This is a genomic window from Salmonella sp. SSDFZ54 (genome assembly GCF_004010735.1).
GTDB lineage: Bacteria > Pseudomonadota > Gammaproteobacteria > Enterobacterales > Enterobacteriaceae > Salmonella > Salmonella enterica.
Genome location: NZ_CP034821.1, coordinates 34,420 through 54,990, shown reverse-complemented (window position 1 = coordinate 54,990; position 20,571 = coordinate 34,420). Strand labels below are relative to the sequence as shown.

Genomic DNA, 20,571 nt, shown 5'->3' with positions numbered 1-20,571 from the left:
GCTAACTTTGCAACAGTGCCATATTGTGCACGGTTACGTGTGATCTCCGTTGTTTCGGCATCGGTACCTGCGGTTATAGGTGTCGTTGTCTTAACTGAAATCAAATTAGCTAAATTAGCCGCAGAATCGACAGGCGTCAGGTTTTGGCCAGCAACCAGGGTTATATCGCCGTTGGTGCACCATACCTTAAGCGTAATTGTCGAGCCTTCTGGCGGTATTTGCCCAATTAGCCCATCGCCGAATCGAACCCCCAACTGCTCGGATGGTTTATAAAACTCAACGTAGACCTGGCTTTTACTACCGGCTAACCGGAACATAGTGCTGGAAGACCACTGCGTGGTCTTACCATCGGTCGTCACGAATACTTCCAGCTTATAGCAGACAGCAGTGAGAGCCTTTGATAACACGACTTCCAGAAATTCTTTGGCTGCCGTAACGGTATATGTCACCTCCTGGATTTCCAACTGTGCCACTTCTACCGTACCGGTGCCGTCAACCAACCTGCATACATCCATAGTCATGTAAGGGTACTGGTCGTCAGATATTAAAGGCATGTTTTTGGGGATTACCGCTGGGGCATCTTCACTTGTGGCGGTGATCTCAATCATCCCCGATGACGGTGTTGGCTTGGTACCAACGTAACTATTCGTTTCTGCCGCTGCCAGGATAGAGGAACGCCGCGTCGCGGTCGATATAAAGCCTTCAGCCAGCGCCGCATCGGCATACTGAAAGCACCTGTAGACAATCTGGGTAATAAACAATGTCAGCATCGAGACAAATTGAGAGCCGACAAACTTCGACCAGAATGAATCTTTCTCGACAAGCTCTTCAAACTCTGCACGAATACTGTCTTTAGTCGGTGTTGTTTTACTCATAGCACCACGTCCTGTGTGATAGTTATATCCCTGATACGAATGGATATTTTCAACTTATCAAAAGCATCTCCCTCGGCTACTGACAAGCCAGAAATCGGTATGTCGGGTAAATCTACCGTCAGTTTTTGCAAAAGCATTGCCTCAACCGCAATTTGAACATGCGACAAGTTGGTCGGTTCGTGTTTAAACTGCGGTAAAACATTGCCCCATGACGGATCTCCGTATACCTCACCCTGATAAGTGTTTAGCCACTCATATAAACGAGCGCCCCAGGCCTCCTCCTGGGACTCATACGTTTTTACGCCGGATAACTCCAGCGTCAGCAAAGGCTCAATTTCGTTATTGTTGGCCATCAATCAACTCTCGCGTAGTCATTCATCAACGGATCATCAATTGACAGTGGTACCGTGCGCATAACGCCCGGTTGAGGCGTGCTGACCTTTACGACAGTTCCCTGGCCTTTCGCCGAGTCTTTAGTGTGCTCTTCAATCCTGGCAAGCAATGAGGTCATCTGCGCAAACAGCCGCTTCGTTTCACCATCAAGTGAAACGGTATTATCAGCCAACTGCATTGTCGGCTTGGCACCGGAGCCGCCAAGGTCACTAATAACCTGTCCGTCTATCTGCATACGACCGGTTGGTTGCTGCAAATCGTTGGCGGCAGTCGTCATCTGGGACGTGGAAGCTGGTTGAGGAGAATTATTTGAGCGCATTCCCCGGGCATTAATGAGTTTGTCATACAGTCCATCAATCCCCATTTGTGCGCCGAGCTGGTCAAAGTAACTTGAGTTGTTGGCCACCGGACGTGCCTCTTCAACTGGCATAGGTGTATCAACATACACATTGCCAGCTGCCGTTGCGGTTCCCCTTCCTCGTGCACGTTCTTCGAGGGTTCCCTGGACGACTTCCCGACGCATCCCCCGGCCATTCAGGAATTTGCTGGCCAGATCGTTCACCCCCGTAAGTTCACCAATCCGGTCTACTAATCCCCCTTTTTCAAACGGGTTTTCGCCAGGGGTAAACGCCAGGCCCGTAGACTGATCAACAAAGGCGTTTTCAGGAAGGTTATCCATTCTTGGTGATTGGCCACTTTGTTGCGGTCTTCCCCCTTGTGTTCCTGCTCTAGGTGTATATATTTCACCACCTAAATAGCGAGCACGATGAGTATTGACCCTGATCGCATACTCGCGATTTTCCTTCGATAAGTCACCTGTGCCTTTTTTCCAGTTGTTAATAGTTCTGAAACCAGCGTTATATGCGGTGATGGCCTCGTTCCAATCTCCCTTGGCTTGTTTCAAATACTTGCTCATTAGAAGAGCCGCAGCTTCTGCCGATTTTTCCGGATTAAAAGAATCTTCCCGGGATAATCCAGTTTCCTTACGAGCAATGTCCGTAAACTGAAACATTCCTAGCGCACCAGTTTTGGATTTTGCATACGGATTGCCATTAGATTCAGTAGCTGCAATAGAATGAAGAGTGCCTTCAGGAAGGCCATATTTATTCTCTAGTTCAGCAAAATACGGAGCCAGCTTATCGAGATTTGCCTTACCTTCAGCGCCAAGGCTTCCGACTTTTACATCTAAGTTGCCATTGTTGTAGGTATCCGCAGCTTTCTGAATGTCATTCCTAGTGCCAGTAGTATTAAGCGACGATGATGATGAGCTATTTTGACCAATAGCATTATCAATTTTCTGCAACGCGCGATTGCCCGTTTCTACGGCATTTGCATTGATAATCTGATTGGCAGTTTCTTTAACTGTTTTATTGCTATCTTTCGCCGTCTCTAGGGATGCATTTACAACACGAGTGACAATATTAGCCTTTTTAGGGGTATATTCAGTCTTAGGAGCATTGTCCTCCTGACTTTCTTTAGCTGGTGTTTTTAATTCAGGTGTAACCTCTTTCGCATCCGCTTTGTTGACTAGCTTTGATGCAACCCAGGCCACAGGGGTGCTCTGAACAGCGGCATCGGCAACCTTACCAGGAAGCTCTTTTGCGGCATTCCATAGATTACTACCAGCCTCTTTAATGTATTTTCCCGGGTTCTTAATGAAATCAATTGCACTATCAATTGCATCACTGAAAACCTTTTTCAGGTTATCGACAGTAAAGAAGTCTTTGATGGCGTCTAATTTTTCGTTCAGACTCTTGGTTGTGTCACTGAACCAGGCTGAAATAGCATCGCCAATCTTGGCTGTGTAATCGTTGAATGTTGTGGATATGGTGTCACCAAGGTTAGAAATATATGTTTCTAAATTGGTAATCCCACTATCAATGGCCTGGGCAATACTTTCCGTCGAAAATGATTGCAACATATTGCCGATATCCTCAAATCCAAGTGATTTGAGAACGCCACCAATAGCACTGCTAATACCAGATACCAGTCCTCCCATATCGAGAACGTTAGCCAGTGTATAAGCCGCTTTTTGCTGAAAAGATGGATCTTCCCCATCCTTAAGCCCAAAGGTCCGACGTTGTGCTTCTGTATCATTCCAACCGGTTACCGCATCATAGATACCTCCAGCCACCGTGCCGACTAGCGGAATTGCGCGTAAAGCCCCCTTTGCAAAAGCCTTAACACCTAGTTTCTCCAATCCCTTAGTTGCAAGTTTTCCGGCACCGCGAGTAGCCAATTCGCCAGCTTCTTTGGCAGCAGCTTTTTTCCCACCAAAGCCCAATAAGCTTGCAACTTTTTTTATACCTAAAGCGCCTAGTGCCATCGAGCCAACTTTCTTTAGTGCCCCACGGCCAAAGATAAGGGAAGCAATACCACCGGCCCCCTTCCCTAACAGGCTAAATAATTTGGATAGCAAGCCGCCCTTCTTTTTCCCGGTGTTTTTGGCTATCTGATCAAGGGCGCTGAGAATCTTGTCATTGCCCTCTTTAATTTCGCTGGTCTGATCCTGAAGTTCCTGAACCGTCCGTTTTTGGGTGTTAACCTGAACGACATCGGCACTACTTTGCGATTTACGCCTAAAAAAACCTTTTCTACGGCTGTTATCGTCATTGCCACGAATCACATCGGCAATTGACTTTCTGGCACCATTAAGCGAACCGCCAACTTCTTTTGATATTCCGCCAAGCTCCTTTCCTGCTGCCCACAATGGACCAGCAACGGCATAACCTAACGCATCGACGGCACGAGTCTCTGAAGGGTTACCTATGCCTTCAGCTACTTTTGACAGTTTTTTTAATAAACCTGATTCAGCATTTAGACGCTCATCATCCTCTTTGAGCCTGGCCTTTTCAGCACGTTCAGCACGGGCATCTTCCGCTGCGGCCTTACTCCCTGACTTTCCAATAAAACGACCACGCGCATCGCGTTGGTTTTGGCTTTTTTGCGCACCGCCTTTTTGACCGAACATTTCGCGAGCGTGTTCGGCTGCTTCGGTCCGTTGCGCCTTTACATCTTCTGTTATAGCCTTCTTGCGTCGTTTTTTACCCTTTCGCGTAGTTGATTTGGCCTGCGGTTCCTGTAGAGCAACATCCTCCTGAACTACACGAGAAACGTCCCCTAAATTAAGCCGTTTCATTGCCTCAACAATAGGGTCCACTGATGGCGCATTGGCCACAAAGTCTGGCCGGGAATTTTCGATTGTGCGATTTAATGCCGACACACTGCGAGAGACAGGATCAACTGTAGCAACTCGCCCACCTTTCAAATCTTCAACGGCTTCCCGAATACCTGCAAGCTCTTCCAGCTCTTTTGCGCTGGCGGTTTCAACCGTCCTTATCACATCGTCAATGTTGGCGTTTTTTCTTTCCATGATCTTATCGCCTACCGCTTCGGTTTAAGTTTTTCTTCCAGTTTCTCCAACAGGAAAAACGCATAGGATTCAGTAAGCCTTTCAGCGTCCTGAATCGGTATACCCCCATACAAAACCAGGTTGGACACTAAGGTCTGATAGCTTTTCAATCCCCACCTGTGGAATGAAGTCGGTAGCCCGAAAGGGCACCCACAGACGGGTATATGCACCCTCTGTGGACTCCTTTTTATCCTGATTTGGGCATTTATGCGGCGGGAGACGAAGACGCATTTCACCTTTATCGATGTAGCACGGTAAACCATGTTCGAGCTTTTCATGAGCCAGTCGGATGTGTGCCGCCAGCTTCATAAATTCAGTATCAATGGCCATCCGTTTAATCGTTTCATAACGACGCTCAGCCTGATCTTCACGAGTACCGCTAACATCGTTATAAAGCTCACACTGATAAGCGAATTCCCAAAAACGCAAATCAACGATCGCTTCTTTGAATTCCGCGTCGTCTTCAGGTGGCAATGCTGCACGGCGCATCTCCAGCATTTCCATTGCCCAACCATCAAGCGGCACGATACGCCATTGATAAGGTACTCCCTCTACAGACACCTCAATATCGTCAATGAAAGGTTCCACTTCCAGGACTTGGATATCTTCAGCCAGAGCATTCATATCGCAATCGTAATAATGCTCTTTACCGCAATGTTTACAGGTGTAGGTGAATGTCTCGACCGGTGTTTCACGGGAGCCGGTAAATATCCACCATAACGCGGTAATCCGGTCCTGCGCCGTCCATGTCAGGGGATCATATTTCGCGGGTTCAGCCAGCAAGGCTTTTAAATACGCCGTTGTCTGTTGTTCTTGTTCCTCCGGTGTTATCGAGTTGAAACGCATCGCATCAGCAATATTTGGCTGACGGAACTGGATCAATTCAGTTGGCCGCGATGGTAGCGGGAAAAGAGGTAAAAGCATCCTTGCTCCTTAATTCAAAGAGAAAAGCTAAAGCCCAGAAGGGAAGCCAAAGAACTTGAGGATTGGTTAAACGTGCTGTGCAATGCGAAGGTCATTGGGAATGACTTAAATTCCGTAACCTGATCCCGCGCATAGGTGACATCGCCGGTAGTGACCGGGAATACCGTCATCTCATTTTCCAGTTTGGTTAAACCGGAGGACAGCAACCGATAAATACGCACATTGAGCAAATATTTAGACGGTATATTCCCGGTACCGTCCGGATTGATCACCCGACTTTTTGCCGTATTAAACCAGTCCAAAACGAGGCCATCAACGGTATCCCTGACCATCATTGTTATCTGCCCAGGCGAACGCTCCGTTGGCTGAAGGATATTCCCTCCGCCGATTTTAATCGTTTCATATTCGATGCTGTAATCGTGGTAGGTAATGTCTTTAGCAAAGAAGTCTGCCCCCTCCAGACCATCAACTTCGACAGAGAACTGCCATCCTTGCGCGAACAGCATTTTGTTCATGATGATTGACGTCAGCTTACCAACTTCCCGCTCACCAACGCCGGAGCCAAATAATGTCGTCGTTAATGCCGAAGATACATAAGACTTTACTGAAGCAACATTAAGCCCCATATCAGCTCCCTCACTTCAACATGGATGAGAAAAGAACAATTCCCGGGATAATTGCCCTTGTTGCGCTCATTTTCTCTTCCAGATCCAGCTTTCGCTGATACAGCGTGTTCTCATCGGATAAATTGCTGGCATCGAGTTTCCCCGCGATAGATATTCTTCGCAGGCGATCAGTGTTAGGTATCGCGATTAACACTTCCAGATAGTCAGAAAGTAACCCAATGATTTCAGGTGGCACTTCCCCATTATCCAGATCCATATCACGTAAATTAGCCAGATATGACACATTCAGCGGGTATACCGCTCGATGAGTATCTTCAAGCCCGATATTCCCATCGTAAACATCGGAGTAGACAAGATCCCCGGTATGATCCGTAACCGATACGAGCGCAAGAAAATCAGCAGGGCAAGCAAGTGATTTACAGGTCTGATCAGTGAAGCGTATCCGCTTGATGTGTCCCGCCCTATCCTGGTAGGTTCCCAATGCTTTTCTTAGCAGGGATTCCAGTAAGGCAGGTTCATCCGCAATCAAAGGTGTGAAGCGGGATTTGACGTCTTCGAGTAATTGTCGTGGTGTCATTGAAACCTCGTAGAATCTAGTTTGTTAACAGATTCTACGAGTTGTCATTTGTGACAGTATGCTCGCAATCGTAGTGATTACTACCACCAACTGCTAGCTTTCTTCTCTCTAGCTTTTCCTTCGCTTTGCAGTAAATCTTTACTTCCTGTAGAAATATTTCTATTTGCATCAGCCTCAGACTGAATTACATCTGTCTTAGCTGCTCTCTCCTTCAACTCCTGCTCTATAAAATCGTTTTCTCGCTGGACACGAGCCGCTTTTGCTTGCAGTTCGAGTTTCATACTTTCGAGTTGCAGCTTGCGAAGCTCATCCTCATAAGCTTGATCTCGCTTCTTGTCATTTGCTAGCTCGGCTTCTCGTTTCGCTCTACGTTCATTTTCTGCAGCAACACGCTGTTTTTCGCGTGCAGCAGCGGCAGATGCTGCTTTTTCTCTTCTAATACGTTCAGCTTGTGCTTGTTGGCGAATAAGTTCTTTTCTGGCATCCTCAGCTTGCTGCTCTTTAGCTCGCCCTTCATTTTCCGCTTGAGCAATAGCAGCAATTTGACTTTGCAACGAGTTAGCCAAGGCAGTGCCTACACTAAACGTAGAAAAGATTAGAAATAAAATAATTTTATTCATAAATTATTTCTTTTCTGGACAAGTAGCATTTGGCTGAATTCGAGTTTCATTATCTTTAGTTGAAATAAGCACAGCAAGCCCCGTTGTAAACTGGCATGCTTTACCAACTTGAGTTGAAGTGAACACCTTAGTTCCTTCTTTATAAGTCAGTGAAACACCTTCAACAATTGTTTTATCACTAACCAAAGAACCAGCCGCTGCACCAAGAGCCGCACCACCAGTACCGCCAGCTACAGCACCCAGTGTCGATGTGCCTTTAACATTATAACCGGCAACGCCCCCAGCAACAGCTCCCAGTACCGCACCAAATGTCTGTGCCGCTTCTTTATTAGCTTTATTATCAACTTTCACTTTAGCTGGAAGCACAGAGATAATATTGACTGTCTTTGTTTCCTGCTTCGAATTCAATTGAGCGGTATCATAAACATCGGCAGCATAATCAGCACCGCTAGATTGACACCCAGAAAGAAGAATTGCAGATACAACAAGAGCGCATAAAGTATACTTTTTAGACATAAGAATCATCCCAGAAAAACAAAAACCGGCGAGAAGTTACCACGAGAACGGAAAGTAAACAAGAATACTCCCATTGACTTATATCAATTAATCAACTTTTTATAAGCTATCCCTAACTTATTGTGTATAGCTGAAAAGTCAGAGACAAGTTCACCATCTGCATTATTTCTTAAGTTAATAGTTTATTGCTAACTTAATTTATGTATCGACTATTGATATCCATCTTAAAGTTACAATATCCCTCTGCATTATTTTTCATCACAAATAATATATCTATTGCACTACACTAAACTGCTCTAATAAATTTGTATTTTTAAGTCGCGAATGCTATCTTTTCGCATCATATTGACCTTTTAATCGTTCAGGCTTATAGTTCCGCCGTCGTAGCAAATTCTGCGACCGGGTTTAGCAGCCTGAATACTTACGCGGACAACCGCAGATTTCCGATATTGCGGTATTTTTGTGTCCGTAAACCACGTTACGCCCGAATTATGGTGGGGCGTGATGGGGAGGCTTCGGCCTGCTGGTTTCGTAAGTGCCAGTCTGCTAACCCCGTCACGTCCTGCCACCTGTTTAGCAGCGGGTCGCAGGTTGTTTATCAACTTACGAGGCCGTAACTATGGTTAATGCCAATCCTTGCGCACGCCAAGAATTCATCTGGCGTTTCTATTCCTGTAAAAAACACCACTATCACTTCGTTATCGCTGCAACAGAAGACGAAGCACGCTCTCAATTGCCTGATGGCCCCTGCATTTTTACTGCCCGTTTTTCAACTAACTCGCGCAATTCACTTAGTTACTGGAGCCTCCCCTTCTCTGCCGACGTTCAGGGGGGTTTATGAAAAAACCTCTCGTCACCCGTAATGACATAGCCGAAGCGATCGCCCTGCATACTGCCTGTATGCCGACACGGGAGATCCCCGGCGCAATTGCTAACTATTTCATGATAACCAGGCGTTTTTATACCCGAACAGATAAGGCTGTGATCAACAGGCTACTGATAGCCGAGATCAGGGATTATTTGATTGAACAAGGACGTCTACGTTACGCAACAGTGGCAGCAGAAATGAGAAAGGAGGCACATAGAATGACCGGTAATAATTTGAATGTTGAAAAACCAGCACCTGTTACGTCAGCTACGCCAGCACCAGCCGTGAATATTATCCCCAACACCGGAGACACAATCGACAGCCTGACACTGTTAAAGATGGTCAATGAGGCACGGAAATTATGTAGCGAAAAACCAGTTCGCAACAATGATTTCATTGCCAGAGTTAAGGATGAGCTTGATGGGGAGGGTTACGAAATCTTCGTAACCCCTATGGATAAGAAAAAAGGTGGAGCGGATCAGGTAGTTATAGTAATGACATACAAACAAGCCCTGCGCGTTGCTGCTCGCGAATCGAAAGCGGTCCGCCGTTCGCTGATCGACAAACTGGAAGAATTGCAGCAGGCAAACTCCCCTGCCCCATCGATCCCCCAAACATTACCAGAAGCTCTACGCCTGGCTGCCGAGTTGGCAGAGCAGAAAATGCAGTTGGAACAACAGCTGGTGGCCGCAGCCCCTAAAGTCGAGTTTGCCGACCGGGTATCAGTGGCCAATGGAATCCTGATCGGGAACTTTGCAAAGGTCGTTGGACTTAAGCAAAACGCCCTTTTCTCATGGTTGCGCCAGAACGGCATTCTCATGGCTTTTGGTGCGCGCAAAAACGTACCGCGCCAGCAGTACATTAACGCCGGGTATTTCACGGTGAAAGAAGTGGTGCTGGATGATGAAAATGGCTATCAGATACGGCTGACGCCCCAATTAACGGGTAAAGGCCAACAGTGGTTAACTCGCAAGCTACTTGATGCTGGTTTGTTAAAACCAGTGGCGTCCTTGTCTTAACGTATTCAGACCAGGATTTGCCATAAATTACAGGCATGTGTACGATATGCCCAACCCTGTTTTTCAGGGGAGGCGCAACGTTATGCGGGGGTTATGAACTCCTGGATGCGTAGCCTCCAGACAGAAAAAACCCTCGCTACAACGTTGCATGGAGGCAACCAGCGAGGGCATTCCTTATGTCTGAACAACAAGAGGATAGCCGCAAGCAGTTGCTGTTGCAAGTATGCGGAGCTTCGTAATGACTCTTCAAAAAGCTTGCAAGTGGATTGTGACCAACATCATTGTTCCTGTCATCATCGGAGCTTCAAGTTCTGTGTTGGCATCAGTGATTGCCTCACTTCTCCACATTGCATAACAACATTGAAGGGCGTTAGTTCGCAGTGTAACAGCAGCGCGTTGCGCCCGAACAGGCCACAGGGTAAAACCTGTGGCCTTTTTCGTTTTATCCAGCCACAAATCCACATTGAAAAACGCCTTATACAAAAAAACCTGCCAGCAAACTGGCAGGTTTCTGAGCAGATCGACCAACCCGATCTGGATCGAGTCAGAAAAATTTGCTCTAATAAATTTCGTTTTCTAAGTGCAAAGAATCACCATTTCGAGCTGGTGATTGAAGGTTGATGCAAATTTGGAGAAAAAATGCAACAAACATTCAATGCGGATATGAATATATCAAACCTTCATCAAAATGTCGATCCTTCAACCACTCTGCCCGTTATTTGTGGTGTTGAAATTACGACCGACCGCGCTGGCCGTTACAACCTTAATGCTCTACACAGAGCGAGCGGACTCGGTGCCCATAAAGCGCCAGCTCAATGGCTAAGAACGCTGTCAGCCAAACAGCTCATCGAAGAGCTTGAAAAAGAAACTATGCAGAATTGCATAGTTTCGTTCGAAGGCCGTGGCGGCGGCACTTTTGCCCATGAATTGCTCGCTGTGGAGTACGCAGGCTGGATTTCTCCCGCATTTCGGCTGAAGGTAAACCAGACATTTATCGACTATCGAGCCGGAAGATTACAACCTGCTATTCCGCAGAGTCTCCCTGAAGCTCTCCGTTTGGCTGCCGACCTGGCAGAGCAAAAGCAACGGCTGGAGCAAAAAATGCTTATGGATGCACCTAAAGTCGAATTCGCCGAACGCGTTGCTACCGCCAGCGGGGTTCTAATCGGCAACTATGCCAAAGTGCTCGGCCTGGGCCAAAACTATCTCTTCACCTGGTTGCGTGATAACGGAATTCTGATCGCAACCGGTGAACGCAGGAACGTCCCCAAACAAGAATACATATCCCGTGGGTACTTCACCCTCAAAGAAACCGTGATCGACACAAGCAACGGAAGCAGGATTTCTTTCACGACTCGTATAACCGGCAAAGGTCAGCAGTGGCTGATGAAGCGATTGCTTGATGCTGGTGTGCTGGTACCTGTCGCGGCAACGCGCTAACAGACGTAGTAAGAACCACCAGCATTGTAATGCTGGCTAAAGTCACTTTCCTGAGCTGTATAACGATGAGCGATTTTACTTTTTCTGGCTATGAATTGGCCTGCTTTGTAACACACTCCGGTCTATCCCGTAGCGCCGGGCATATCCTGTCGCAATGTGCAAATCTCGCGGCAACAACCAGTGAATACTTCATTCACAAGCCTCACCGCCTGATCGCGGCAGAAACTGGTTATAGCCAATCAACCGTCGTTCGTGCATTCCGTGAAGCTGTAAACAAAGGAATCCTGTCTGTAGAGATTGTTATCGGCGATCACCGTGAACGTCGCGCTAACCTGTACCGGTTTACACCATCCTTTTTGGCCTTCGCACAACAAGCCAAAAATGCGCTGATTGAAAGCAAATTAAAGATCTCTTCAGCGGCAACCAAGGTTAAAGCTGTTCTCGCTAAGACATTGACTTTATTTAATTTTTTATCCACACCCCCATGTCAAAATGATACCCCCTCCCCCTGTCAGGATGACGTGGCAATAAAGAATAAGAAGTCACAAGTTAAAAAAACAAAAAGATCAGTTTCCGGCGCTGCCGGAACGACCAAACTCAAAAAATTGACTTCATGGATCGCTGGTGCAAAAGCAAAGGCCGACAATCTGCGGTTATCCAAAAAACGCGCTCAAAAACATGAGTTCCAGCAGAAAGTTGAGGCAGCGGCCCGGAAATATGCTTACCTGAAGAGCAAGCGTTCTCCTGATATTGGCGGGATATCAAACTTCGATAATCTGCCGCATTGCATGACGGTAAACGAAGCTCTGGATATGGTCCTATCTACAAGAAAAGAAAAGGAATTTTATATTCCAACTGGTTTTCGCGGATGATCGCGAATGATAGAATCTTTACGTGTATTTAACGCTCAATACACACTATTTTGTCACCAGTATTATTTTTAACGTTTTTATAGGTAACTTTTTCCATGAAAAAAGTAGTTTTAACGGCCCTTCTGGCATGTGCCTTGGGGGTTGCTGGGACTGCCTCCGCATATCAGCACACACTCTCCTTAGACTTTGCCCAAGGAAGCGCAACGGTTAAAGGCGGAGATATAAAAGATCCAAAAGGCGTGAATATTAAATATCGCTACGAAATGGATTCTACGTGGGGTGGATTAGCTTCGGTCACTTACGAAAAGTCAAACACAAACCTATGGAATGCCGCCAAAGCCAAGGTTGAGTATGCCTCATTTACTTTTGGTCCGTCATACAGATTCAATGAATTAATGAGTGCATACGGCTTGGTGGGTTTAAGCCATGCGGATGCAACAGCAAAACTGAATGGACAGTCATATGCTGGCTTTGGAACCGATTTTGCTTATGGACTTGGGCTTCAATTTAACCCATCTCCGCAGTTTGCAGTTGATCTCTCGTATGAACGTTCTAAACCAGGTGATCTAAGCAATAGCATTTGGATGCTTGGTGTCGGTTACCGATTTTAACTATTTAGTCCCTCTGCCCTACGCAGAGGGATTTATACTTTGCTCTGGTGATATTCGTTATGTTCATTGAGACTAACGCTATGACTATCCTGGTATCTATTCCCATCTATATACTAATTGGTGGACTGATATACGCATTAAGTCGATATATTTTGCGAGCTAATGCAGAAATGGCCTGGTGGGATCGTTTTTGGATAATGATTTTTTTTGGCATATTCTGGCCATTAGGGATCATGTTTGCTGCAACGTTTCTTCTGATGTGGATATTCACCCTTCCAGGTGATTTCTATAGAAATAGAGTCAAACGCTGATGTAGCCGCAGCCGATGCCAAATACTACGGAATTCAGGATTATCCCAAAATAGATAAAAGAAAGCCCCAGTAAACATTATGCGTCCCGCACAACGCTTAACATTAACCGGGGCCATACCTATGCTTAGCGTACTTAGATTAATCCTCTCCTCTGTCAAGGAGCAAGGAATTTTTTACTGCTATGCCGCCTTTCCAGTTATGGATTCTGCGACAAGAACAACCCCATGCTTACTTCGATCCGGATGTTCACTCCATATCTCGGATTCAGGAATACTTTTCCCGTCATAGCAAACACGTTCGCCATCAAATGGGTAATACTGAGCAGTATCGGTGTCCAGGATAAAAACTTTTAGTTCAGAAGAACGACGAGCGATGTGCTGCCAAAGAGCCTTTCCGCCTTCGTATTGCTCATTGTCACTTAGCAAAACAACTCCGGCTTTTGAAGCTACGGTTTCATAAACAAAAGTGGCTAAACCGACATCCCGGACGATTCCATCAACCACGATACCTTCAATCTGGGCAACATCGTTATCTTCCCAGAACTTCCTCACCAGTACGCCTTCAAGCTGTGGGCGACGTTGAAGTTCAAGAGTAGCGACAACCTTATGGCGCATATCACCATCGATAACAGAAGGAGCAGCCTCTATTACGGCAGCAAATGGGGTTTTGGAATCCCATATAACCTGGTAAAGCACACCCTGGATGGTAACTCCGTCCAGGATCGAAAATCGACGAGCGACAGTACCCGGGGAGTACGACATTGGAATCACAGCCATTTTAGAGTCCCCCTTTAACAGTACAGGCACAAACATCTACCTCAATAATTGTAGTTTATTAGAACATTAATAATCTAACATAAAACTCCAGACAATGTTATCGATGCATTTTTATATAAAAAGGTTATAAAAAAAGCTCCCGAAGGAGCTTTAAAATACAAGGGATGACTCTTAATCCCACTCAATCCAGTTGTAGACGATACGAAGTGACGGGCGCACAGCGGCAGTCACATCTTCGGTACTAAAGTCGATTGCATCACTGTAGATTTTGCAGTCCAACATTTCAATTGTTGTAGCAGCTTTTGTCACAGCGTTAACCCCGGAAGATTTGGATTCAGGGGTAGCAGCCATCGTGATATCAACATAGTCCTTCGCCGCAATGCGATCCTTAATGAACTGAAGAATATCGCCTTCGATAGTCTCCACGCACTGGACCTGGATTTCCCCAGAGTTTCGAATTGGTCCGTGCTGGTTGAACTTCACACCATTCGGACCATAGTCCTCCACATCCTCGCGAGTCATTTCAGGGATTTGCGACGTACGAACCAGTACACTGATATCTTCATGGCCTGCAAAAGTGAGCTGGAATTCAGAAGATACCAGTCGTTCGCCTTTGGCCGCGTTGGCAGTATAGCGGCCCTTAATAAATTTACGGTTTCCCTTAGTGTTATTGTGCCCCATATAAAATCCTTTTACTGGAACGCCCGAACAATATCGGAGCTGTTATATATCGAAGAACCGGTCAACTGGAGGTTGACGGTGTTTTTCAGGAAATATCCATTACTGTCCCTTGGCGCATCGAGATCAAAACTTAAGTCCTGGATAGCGACATCGGTGATGTTGATCCGGCGACCAATGTTTAGCGTCACACGCTCCGGGATTCGACCACCAACATTGGCCGCTTTTAGTTCCGGGCTAATCATGGCTGTCAACGCGGCGATAGCGCCTGAAACTTCAATGAATGGATTGTTCAAAGCAATGAAAATTACGGGCAGCGTGAACGTCGGCGGTGTCCCCCCTTCCCAAACCATTAAGCTATTCCAACGGGCAACCGACGTTGTTTCAGTACCTACTTGCACAAAACCACCCAGAGCACCAGAAACAGATCCCATGGACATACCGGTAAACGGCGCTTCCCAATTCTGGGCCATGTTCATTGCCGCTCCCTGGCTGATATATCCGGTAACCTGGTACTGAGAGTTCGTTAAAGTAACTTTCAGATATGGCGATACACCGTCAGCCTGGCTGTAAACCCCATAAGCTATAGGAGCCATTCAAGTTAAAGGCCGGAGTTCCCCGGCCTCCTCCTTTAGCCAAGGCGCTTACGGCGCAGTTTCATTGACTTTTTGCGGGCAAGTTTTGCCGCGCCGGTCTGGGCTTTTCGACGCGCTTTTTTCAGCGCCGATTTTTGAGCCGCAGTCAGACGTTTTTTACGCAGGCGTTTACGGATGAGTTTGATCTCACCGTTACGAACAACCTTCTTAAATGCTTCAGTCAGCATTTCATCAGAAGTGCCAGCAACAACAAACGCCGCTTCCAGTTCGTCGCGGTCGTCGCTATCTAAACCAGCGATAGAGGCACCAACATCAGCAGCTGCGTCGTCGTCTTCATCGTCAGCCAGTGCTTCGATCAGGTCATCATCTACACCGCATGCTGCGAGGAAGTCAGCAACATTTGCCCATGCTTCGTTATAGGCATCGTCCTGTTCTTCTGTAACTTCGGAGTCGTCGTCATCAGAGATACCAGCGATAGCCTGAACGAAACCATCAAGGGAGTCGAAAGTCAGATCACCGCTATCAGCCCAGGCGAAAACGGCGTCGGCCGCATCACTCAACGCATTCTGCATAGCACTTCGATTTGCAGCTTCCAGAATCATCTGGTGCGCCTGTTCGACGGTCCATTCTTTACCGTCTTTCCCTTCCAGGATTTGCTCAGGAGCCGGGGCAGATGGAATGTTATCGTTAGTCTGTGCCGCCGGTTCCGGATTATTATTAATAACCGGATCTGTTGGCGGTTCGGCGCTTGCTCGGGCAGACTCCATCAGCTGCACAGGATCAGAGTTCAAAGCGAAACGAGACAGTCCATTCCCCAAAAATGCCCCGGATTGAAAAAAGTTTTTGCTCATTGTATTCCCTTACTTAATAAGCAGCGGTACGCCCTGGATACGACGGGCTACGCCAGTCGGGCAGCAGGCCCAGACTACTTCCCATTTATCGAATTCCGCCTGCGTAACTTTCAGCACATACGGTTCTGTACCGTCAGCATCAGGATCACGAGGAGCCACCAGAGCGCCGGAGGCGACAAAGCGATCTAAAAGTTTGGTCATCCCTTTAGTCAGGCCAGCCGCAGTAATACCGTCCGGGCTATGCTTCATCTGTCGGGCTAACTGGACAAAGAAACGACTGATTGCATTCATCAGGGATGGGACGTGCTGGAAGTGCAGATAGTTATCCTGCGTGCAGCAAGTTAAAGCATCGTCGATGATCATCTGGCCAGAGGTGCCAACAGATACTTTATTGAGACGGCCCTTGACCATTGCTTCTTCGTCCGGGGTATCTTCCGGATACAGCGGTTGAATTGACGCACGAGCAATGACGGCACGTTCTTCACCAGCCGGTGAGTAATGCCAACCGCCGACATCAGAGTTTTTCTTGACGCCACGAGCTTTCGCCGCATACGCCGCGCCAGACAGACCGAAGACCACACGGGATTGGGTCCATTTGTCTTTGCAGGAGAACGGGTAGTGATAGACAGAACAGCTTACATAATCGGTACCAAGTAAACCGGTATCTTCAACAGCAGAGATCGCTTCCGTGTACGTCAATGTCGGTTTGACATCAAAGAAGCCATCAATCAGGCGATCAGAACAGATATTACCTAACGCAGTGATCGCCGCATTGTCATAGCACCCCAGGCCGAGAACAGCGGTGTACATGTACGGCGCATTGTTCAGCACTTTCACCGCACGCAGGTACGCAGCGGTTGAGATTTTCGACTGATCGCCGTTGGTACCGCCAGTGAACGCCAACGATTTTTTGTTTGTTACTTTCGCTGTCGAAATCAGCTCTTCATTAACAACCGCGCGCAGATATTTAGAACGGGCTTCCAGAGCCGTAGGCAGATAACACAAGCGGCCCATGTCATCTTTCGCTTCTTCCGCCAAAGACACAGTGTGTGTCTCCAGGGTCGTTACCACGCCGAGCGAAGTCGTCTGGGTCAGTTTTAAGAGGAAGCGTTCATTACCCGCGCTGTCCGCTGTTGCTGTTTCGATGGTTAACTCACGGGTAGGTGAAATACACGGATCACCATCATCAACGTAGATAGCAAAGGCTTCGCCACTATCAAGTTCAATTTCAGAACCGTATGGCAACGCACTGTAAGCCGGTTCGCCTGATTCATCGAACATAATAATCGGGAACTTCGCATCATCCGGAACAGCGCGAACAACATAACCAGATGTTTGCTGAATAGCTTCGTATACATGGCGAATTGGTTCGAACTGTGAGCCGGAAGACGGCTTCAGCGGTTCGCCGAGAACATCTTCGTAATTGGACTCAGTAACCGCAAGAACAGTAAACGGCTTGCCACGCGCAAATACGCCAATACCAGCCCACAAGCTGCTATTTAATGCAACACCGGTAGATAACGTCGCATCGGCATTGATCGGGCTAACCGCGACGCCGGATGCATTACCTAATGACTGTTGAATTGAATATTGAGACATAACTTTCCCTGTTATGCGCCCCGCACGGGGGCGCTATGTTAAACGGAGAACTTCCCCTGATTACTCAGAGTCACCGGCATCAATCGTGTCGCCGCTAATGAAGTTAAGCCCGCCTTTTTTGGCCATTGTCAGCGTTACACGAGTGAAGTAATCAGCGCCGTTGCGTGGGTGCATATCATTGATAGCCGAACCCCACAGCGTGGTACGATTGACCAGCGCCGGAGTGGTCGGATGCTGGAACGGGATGGCCGGGACAGCATCACCAGTCACGAAGCCTGCTTTACCCGGATTTTCATCACGGACGTAGCACAGCACATCCATCGAGCTGAACTGAATGTTCTCTGTCGTTAAGTTCTTACAAATACCAGCAGGTACTTCGTACACTTTCACGTTACCGAACAGGGTACCGATGTAGTGAACATACGGAGTCTGGATATAGTCTTCGGCTGGCTGGAAGAAATCCTTCGGCAACTGTTTGAAGAAAGATGCTGCATCAGCACCAGCAAACATCCCCATCGCACCAGAAGATTTAACGCGCTCAATAATGTCGCGATATACAGTCTGGAATTTGCCACGAATGATGGTTGCCCATACATCAAAGGACTGGTTAACCGGCAGAGCGATGTCAAAGGTGTCGGTCGCAAGAGTGCGCCAGATCATGATGCGAAGACGCAGCATATCCTGTTCATGAGACAGGTATTCCTTCAGGGTGCGGAACTGTAGGGAACCCAGGTCCAGACCAAATTCACGCTGTGCTTCATACGCCGCCTGTACCGTGTGCTCAGCCGCGATAACGAACTGACTTGGGAACAGGGTGTATTTCTTCATTTCGTGGTTGATCAGCGGGATCAGCTCAGGAGCGGCTTCAATATTGATTTCCGTCTCAATTGCGATCTCAGTGCCTTTATCCGGCGCTTTGGAGAACGACAGGGCAATCTGACCAATGTTGTAGTTCAGAGAGCAGGTAACAGTGATTTGCTCACCAGCAGCATTAGTAAACGAGTGAAGTAGGCTGCCGGAACCGTTATCAACAACAGACTTAATACGGTTAACGTAGATGTTAGTGCGACCTTTTCGGATTGGTACATTCTGGCCTTCGAAGTCTTCCATCTTGAAGGTTGCGGTTTTGCTGGTGCCATCGGAGCTTGCCACCAGCACATAGCGGCGACGTAACTGGCTGTACACACCGACGGATTGCATGTCCAGAACATCACCAGCAGCATAAGAACCAAAAGAGGAACCTGCCACGTTAAAGACTTCATAGATGTCGGACTGGTCACGCGTAACCGGAATGAAGGTACACGCATCAGCGGTAGCTGCCCCCAACTGAACAGGCAGGATCATCGCGAGGAATAAAGGCAGACGCATAACACCGTCAGAAACGCTCATCATCTCTGCTGCGACGGATTCCAGCATCGCTTTATTAGTGGCATCCATGCTATTGCGGGTGGACTCAATCAGGCAGTTTTCCAGCGTCTGGTGGCAGGAGGCCAGAATTTCCGGACGCGGCATAGATTTATGTGCTGCGGCGTAGTCAGCCAGTGCACTTGCCCACGCTGTAGCGATTTGAGCGGTGGCATTATCAGAGATACCCGCAAAAACCGGGTCTTTACGTGCAGCTTCAAGGATAGATGCGGCACGCGCGGCATCATCTTTAATGAATTGGTTATCAGTACCGAACTGCGCAGTGCTTGCCCAGCCAAGCACAGCTTTAGAGCGTTTTGCGATATCTGCAATACGATTCTGGTATTCGCGTAAGTTACTCAATTTACTCTTCCTTAAACACAAGGCACTTGTGTGAATCCCTTTTCGGAAGAGATTTTATTGAAAGTCACTTGTTGACTTTCTCGTGACAAGCAATTTTTTTATTTTTTTCGGGAGTAGGGGAGGAAGGTAAAATCCAAGGTGGAATCGTGGCGATTTCACCTTGAAATTTTAGAGGGATTTACTTTAAAAACAGTAGGTTAATAGTGAAATTTGAATGGCGAAAGTTTAAGGCTTCGGCTTTTTATCGAGGCTCTTTCTAAGGATATGCCCAATCATCCTGTCGAGTTCTTCCTGTAGCTCTTTTGAAAGTCGATTAAACTCATAAGAAAATGCACGGCCTTTCACGCGCTTCCTTGCAAAGCGATCCTTGTCCTCAAATTTCCATAATTCAGTAACTACGGACTTATCTTTAGAATCTTTATCCGTGAGTAGTGAGGCTTCCTTTGTTATCAAGCGCAGGATTTTATTTTTAACTTCATCTTCGGCCATTTCTTCAATGGATAAGATGTCGTTTATTTCCGGGGATATGTTTTGAATAAGCTGATCAAACTCTAAATTCTTGTTCCCCATTTCGTCGCCAACAGCACAAAGCGTTTTGTAGTCCGAAAAGGTTAATTCCGACTGCACAGGGAAAAGGGCGACTAATTCTTCCGGAGCACTCGCTGCCTGGAGAGCACGCGTGACCTTCGCCTGAGACAGCCCTTCTTTGGCTGCAATATCCTTCTGACTCATCCCATCATTTTTCATTCGCATCAAACGCAGACCTATTTCTCGAATGCTGTGCTGCAATGCTGTCTGAACGTCTTTCGCTAAATTTTGCGCTTCCTGAACGCTGATCTCCTGGTCCGTGACTAAAACCCGCAACCCTACGTTCTCTAAGATGGCAGAAGCTCGACGCCGGGAACCATCCAAAATTTCAATTTTCCCTGTAGCCCGTCTAACACCTATTGCAGGGTAAAATTGCTGATGCTTAATAGTGCTTCGGATACTTTTTAATGATTTTGGCGTAAGAGATGCCTGGTCACGCCCGTTGTTATGCTGATCAACAAAGGTATCGCTTTCTACCTGGTTCGGAGGTATTACCTCTTCAATAAATGTGGCCTGGCGACCAGTTGATAACTTGAATACCTGCTCGACTCGATCGCCAGAGGCTGAAGAACTATCAAATCCGCTTAATATTGAAGGATTAAGGGTTCGCCCAATTGTTGGTCTGTTTTTCTTTGACATGGGGGTTTCTTAC

General features: G+C 47.2%; 19 protein-coding genes and 1 pseudogene. 5 read left to right on the top strand and 15 right to left on the bottom strand.

The annotated features are described in order from the left end of the window. Positions 1–20: 20 nt before the first annotated feature. From EOS97_RS25895 to EOS97_RS25860, 8 genes and pseudogenes are all read right to left on the bottom strand, one after another. A pseudogene (locus EOS97_RS25895) lies at positions 21–875 on the bottom strand (bleomycin hydrolase); the annotation flags it as partial. Beyond that, positions 872–1,228: a hypothetical protein gene (locus tag EOS97_RS25890; RefSeq protein WP_103398206.1), complete on the bottom strand. Its 357-nt coding sequence runs from the start codon at positions 1,226–1,228 to the stop codon at positions 872–874. The pseudogene EOS97_RS25895 and the gene EOS97_RS25890, both read right to left, overlap by 4 nt. Beyond that, positions 1,228–4,641 carry a lytic transglycosylase domain-containing protein gene (locus EOS97_RS25885; protein ID WP_072649171.1) on the bottom strand — a complete coding sequence of 1,138 codons (3,414 nt, stop codon included), beginning with the start codon at positions 4,639–4,641 and terminating at the stop codon, positions 1,228–1,230. The genes EOS97_RS25890 and EOS97_RS25885 overlap by 1 nt, the downstream gene beginning before the upstream one ends. An 81-nt stretch (positions 4,642–4,722) precedes the next feature. Next, positions 4,723–5,604 (bottom strand): hypothetical protein, encoded by an 882-nt coding sequence (locus EOS97_RS25880; RefSeq protein WP_000926351.1) that lies wholly within the window; start codon positions 5,602–5,604, stop codon positions 4,723–4,725. Positions 5,605–5,618: 14 nt separating this feature from the next. Then, on the bottom strand, positions 5,619–6,230 hold the full coding sequence (locus EOS97_RS25875) for a phage tail protein (RefSeq protein WP_072646608.1): 612 nt from the start codon (positions 6,228–6,230) through the stop codon (positions 5,619–5,621). 10 nt (positions 6,231–6,240) lie between these two features. Continuing rightward, positions 6,241–6,807, bottom strand: a complete 567-nt coding sequence (locus EOS97_RS25870) for a hypothetical protein (protein ID WP_000188923.1) — start codon at positions 6,805–6,807, stop codon at positions 6,241–6,243. 80 nt (positions 6,808–6,887) lie between these two features. Next, entirely contained in the window at positions 6,888–7,427 is a 540-nt protein-coding gene (locus EOS97_RS25865; RefSeq protein ID WP_001033469.1) for a DUF5384 family protein, read from the bottom strand. A 3-nt stretch (positions 7,428–7,430) separates the two neighbouring features. Continuing rightward, a complete protein-coding gene (locus EOS97_RS25860) occupies positions 7,431–7,943 on the bottom strand; it encodes a hypothetical protein (protein ID WP_000039791.1) in 513 nt (170 codons plus the stop codon). A 619-nt stretch (positions 7,944–8,562) separates the two neighbouring features. Here EOS97_RS25860 and EOS97_RS25850 point away from each other — a divergent pair. The 5 genes from EOS97_RS25850 (at position 8,563) to EOS97_RS25825 (ending at position 12,753) form a co-directional block, all read left to right on the top strand. Beyond that, complete coding sequence (locus EOS97_RS25850) at positions 8,563–8,784, top strand: host cell division inhibitor Icd-like protein (protein ID WP_000245712.1); 222 nt, start codon at positions 8,563–8,565, stop codon at positions 8,782–8,784. Continuing rightward, positions 8,781–9,830 (top strand): phage antirepressor KilAC domain-containing protein, encoded by a 1,050-nt coding sequence (locus tag EOS97_RS25845; protein ID WP_072649172.1) that lies wholly within the window; start codon positions 8,781–8,783, stop codon positions 9,828–9,830. The genes EOS97_RS25850 and EOS97_RS25845 overlap by 4 nt, the downstream gene beginning before the upstream one ends. A 639-nt stretch (positions 9,831–10,469) precedes the next feature. Next, entirely contained in the window at positions 10,470–11,270 is an 801-nt protein-coding gene (locus tag EOS97_RS25835) for a phage antirepressor KilAC domain-containing protein (protein WP_001187875.1), read from the top strand. 29 nt (positions 11,271–11,299) lie between these two features. Beyond that, the gene (locus EOS97_RS25830) at positions 11,300–12,142 is read left to right on the top strand and encodes a helix-turn-helix domain-containing protein (RefSeq protein ID WP_072649174.1); all 843 of its coding nucleotides are present in this window, start codon (positions 11,300–11,302) and stop codon (positions 12,140–12,142) included. Between the two features lie 95 nt (positions 12,143–12,237). Next, positions 12,238–12,753 (top strand): Ail/Lom family outer membrane beta-barrel protein, encoded by a 516-nt coding sequence (locus tag EOS97_RS25825; RefSeq protein ID WP_025210472.1) that lies wholly within the window; start codon positions 12,238–12,240, stop codon positions 12,751–12,753. A 490-nt stretch (positions 12,754–13,243) separates the two neighbouring features. Here EOS97_RS25825 and EOS97_RS25815 read toward each other — a convergent pair whose 3' ends face one another. The 7 genes from EOS97_RS25815 to EOS97_RS25785 form a co-directional block, all read right to left on the bottom strand. Then, positions 13,244–13,840: a hypothetical protein gene (locus EOS97_RS25815; protein ID WP_053896077.1), complete on the bottom strand. Its 597-nt coding sequence runs from the start codon at positions 13,838–13,840 to the stop codon at positions 13,244–13,246. A 171-nt stretch (positions 13,841–14,011) separates the two neighbouring features. Next, entirely contained in the window at positions 14,012–14,521 is a 510-nt protein-coding gene (locus EOS97_RS25810; RefSeq protein WP_000509939.1) for a hypothetical protein, read from the bottom strand. 11 nt (positions 14,522–14,532) lie between these two features. After that, positions 14,533–14,997: a hypothetical protein gene (locus EOS97_RS25805; protein ID WP_223603660.1), complete on the bottom strand. Its 465-nt coding sequence runs from the start codon at positions 14,995–14,997 to the stop codon at positions 14,533–14,535. 152 nt (positions 14,998–15,149) lie between these two features. Continuing rightward, entirely contained in the window at positions 15,150–15,965 is an 816-nt protein-coding gene (locus tag EOS97_RS25800) for a hypothetical protein (protein WP_046659860.1), read from the bottom strand. A 9-nt stretch (positions 15,966–15,974) separates the two neighbouring features. Beyond that, complete coding sequence (locus EOS97_RS25795; RefSeq protein WP_072649176.1) at positions 15,975–17,564, bottom strand: hypothetical protein; 1,590 nt, start codon at positions 17,562–17,564, stop codon at positions 15,975–15,977. A 60-nt stretch (positions 17,565–17,624) separates the two neighbouring features. Next, entirely contained in the window at positions 17,625–19,331 is a 1,707-nt protein-coding gene (locus EOS97_RS25790) for a hypothetical protein (RefSeq protein WP_000067710.1), read from the bottom strand. 225 nt (positions 19,332–19,556) lie between these two features. Continuing rightward, entirely contained in the window at positions 19,557–20,558 is a 1,002-nt protein-coding gene (locus tag EOS97_RS25785; RefSeq protein WP_089477069.1) for a ParB family protein, read from the bottom strand. Positions 20,559–20,571: the final 13 nt, after the last annotated feature.

Coding starts and splice junctions, on each gene's coding strand:
- EOS97_RS25890 (WP_103398206.1), bottom strand. CDS start 1,228: ATGGCCAACAATAACGAAATTGAGCCTTTGCTGACGCTGGAGTTATCC.
- EOS97_RS25885 (WP_072649171.1), bottom strand. CDS start 4,641: ATGGAAAGAAAAAACGCCAACATTGACGATGTGATAAGGACGGTTGAA.
- EOS97_RS25880 (WP_000926351.1), bottom strand. CDS start 5,604: ATGCTTTTACCTCTTTTCCCGCTACCATCGCGGCCAACTGAATTGATC.
- EOS97_RS25875 (WP_072646608.1), bottom strand. CDS start 6,230: ATGGGGCTTAATGTTGCTTCAGTAAAGTCTTATGTATCTTCGGCATTA.
- EOS97_RS25870 (WP_000188923.1), bottom strand. CDS start 6,807: ATGACACCACGACAATTACTCGAAGACGTCAAATCCCGCTTCACACCT.
- EOS97_RS25865 (WP_001033469.1), bottom strand. CDS start 7,427: ATGAATAAAATTATTTTATTTCTAATCTTTTCTACGTTTAGTGTAGGC.
- EOS97_RS25860 (WP_000039791.1), bottom strand. CDS start 7,943: ATGTCTAAAAAGTATACTTTATGCGCTCTTGTTGTATCTGCAATTCTT.
- EOS97_RS25850 (WP_000245712.1), top strand. CDS start 8,563: ATGGTTAATGCCAATCCTTGCGCACGCCAAGAATTCATCTGGCGTTTC.
- EOS97_RS25845 (WP_072649172.1), top strand. CDS start 8,781: ATGAAAAAACCTCTCGTCACCCGTAATGACATAGCCGAAGCGATCGCC.
- EOS97_RS25835 (WP_001187875.1), top strand. CDS start 10,470: ATGCAACAAACATTCAATGCGGATATGAATATATCAAACCTTCATCAA.
- EOS97_RS25830 (WP_072649174.1), top strand. CDS start 11,300: ATGCTGGCTAAAGTCACTTTCCTGAGCTGTATAACGATGAGCGATTTT.
- EOS97_RS25825 (WP_025210472.1), top strand. CDS start 12,238: ATGAAAAAAGTAGTTTTAACGGCCCTTCTGGCATGTGCCTTGGGGGTT.
- EOS97_RS25815 (WP_053896077.1), bottom strand. CDS start 13,840: ATGGCTGTGATTCCAATGTCGTACTCCCCGGGTACTGTCGCTCGTCGA.
- EOS97_RS25810 (WP_000509939.1), bottom strand. CDS start 14,521: ATGGGGCACAATAACACTAAGGGAAACCGTAAATTTATTAAGGGCCGC.
- EOS97_RS25805 (WP_223603660.1), bottom strand. CDS start 14,997: ATGAACATGGCCCAGAATTGGGAAGCGCCGTTTACCGGTATGTCCATG.
- EOS97_RS25800 (WP_046659860.1), bottom strand. CDS start 15,965: ATGAGCAAAAACTTTTTTCAATCCGGGGCATTTTTGGGGAATGGACTG.
- EOS97_RS25795 (WP_072649176.1), bottom strand. CDS start 17,564: ATGTCTCAATATTCAATTCAACAGTCATTAGGTAATGCATCCGGCGTC.
- EOS97_RS25785 (WP_089477069.1), bottom strand. CDS start 20,558: ATGTCAAAGAAAAACAGACCAACAATTGGGCGAACCCTTAATCCTTCA.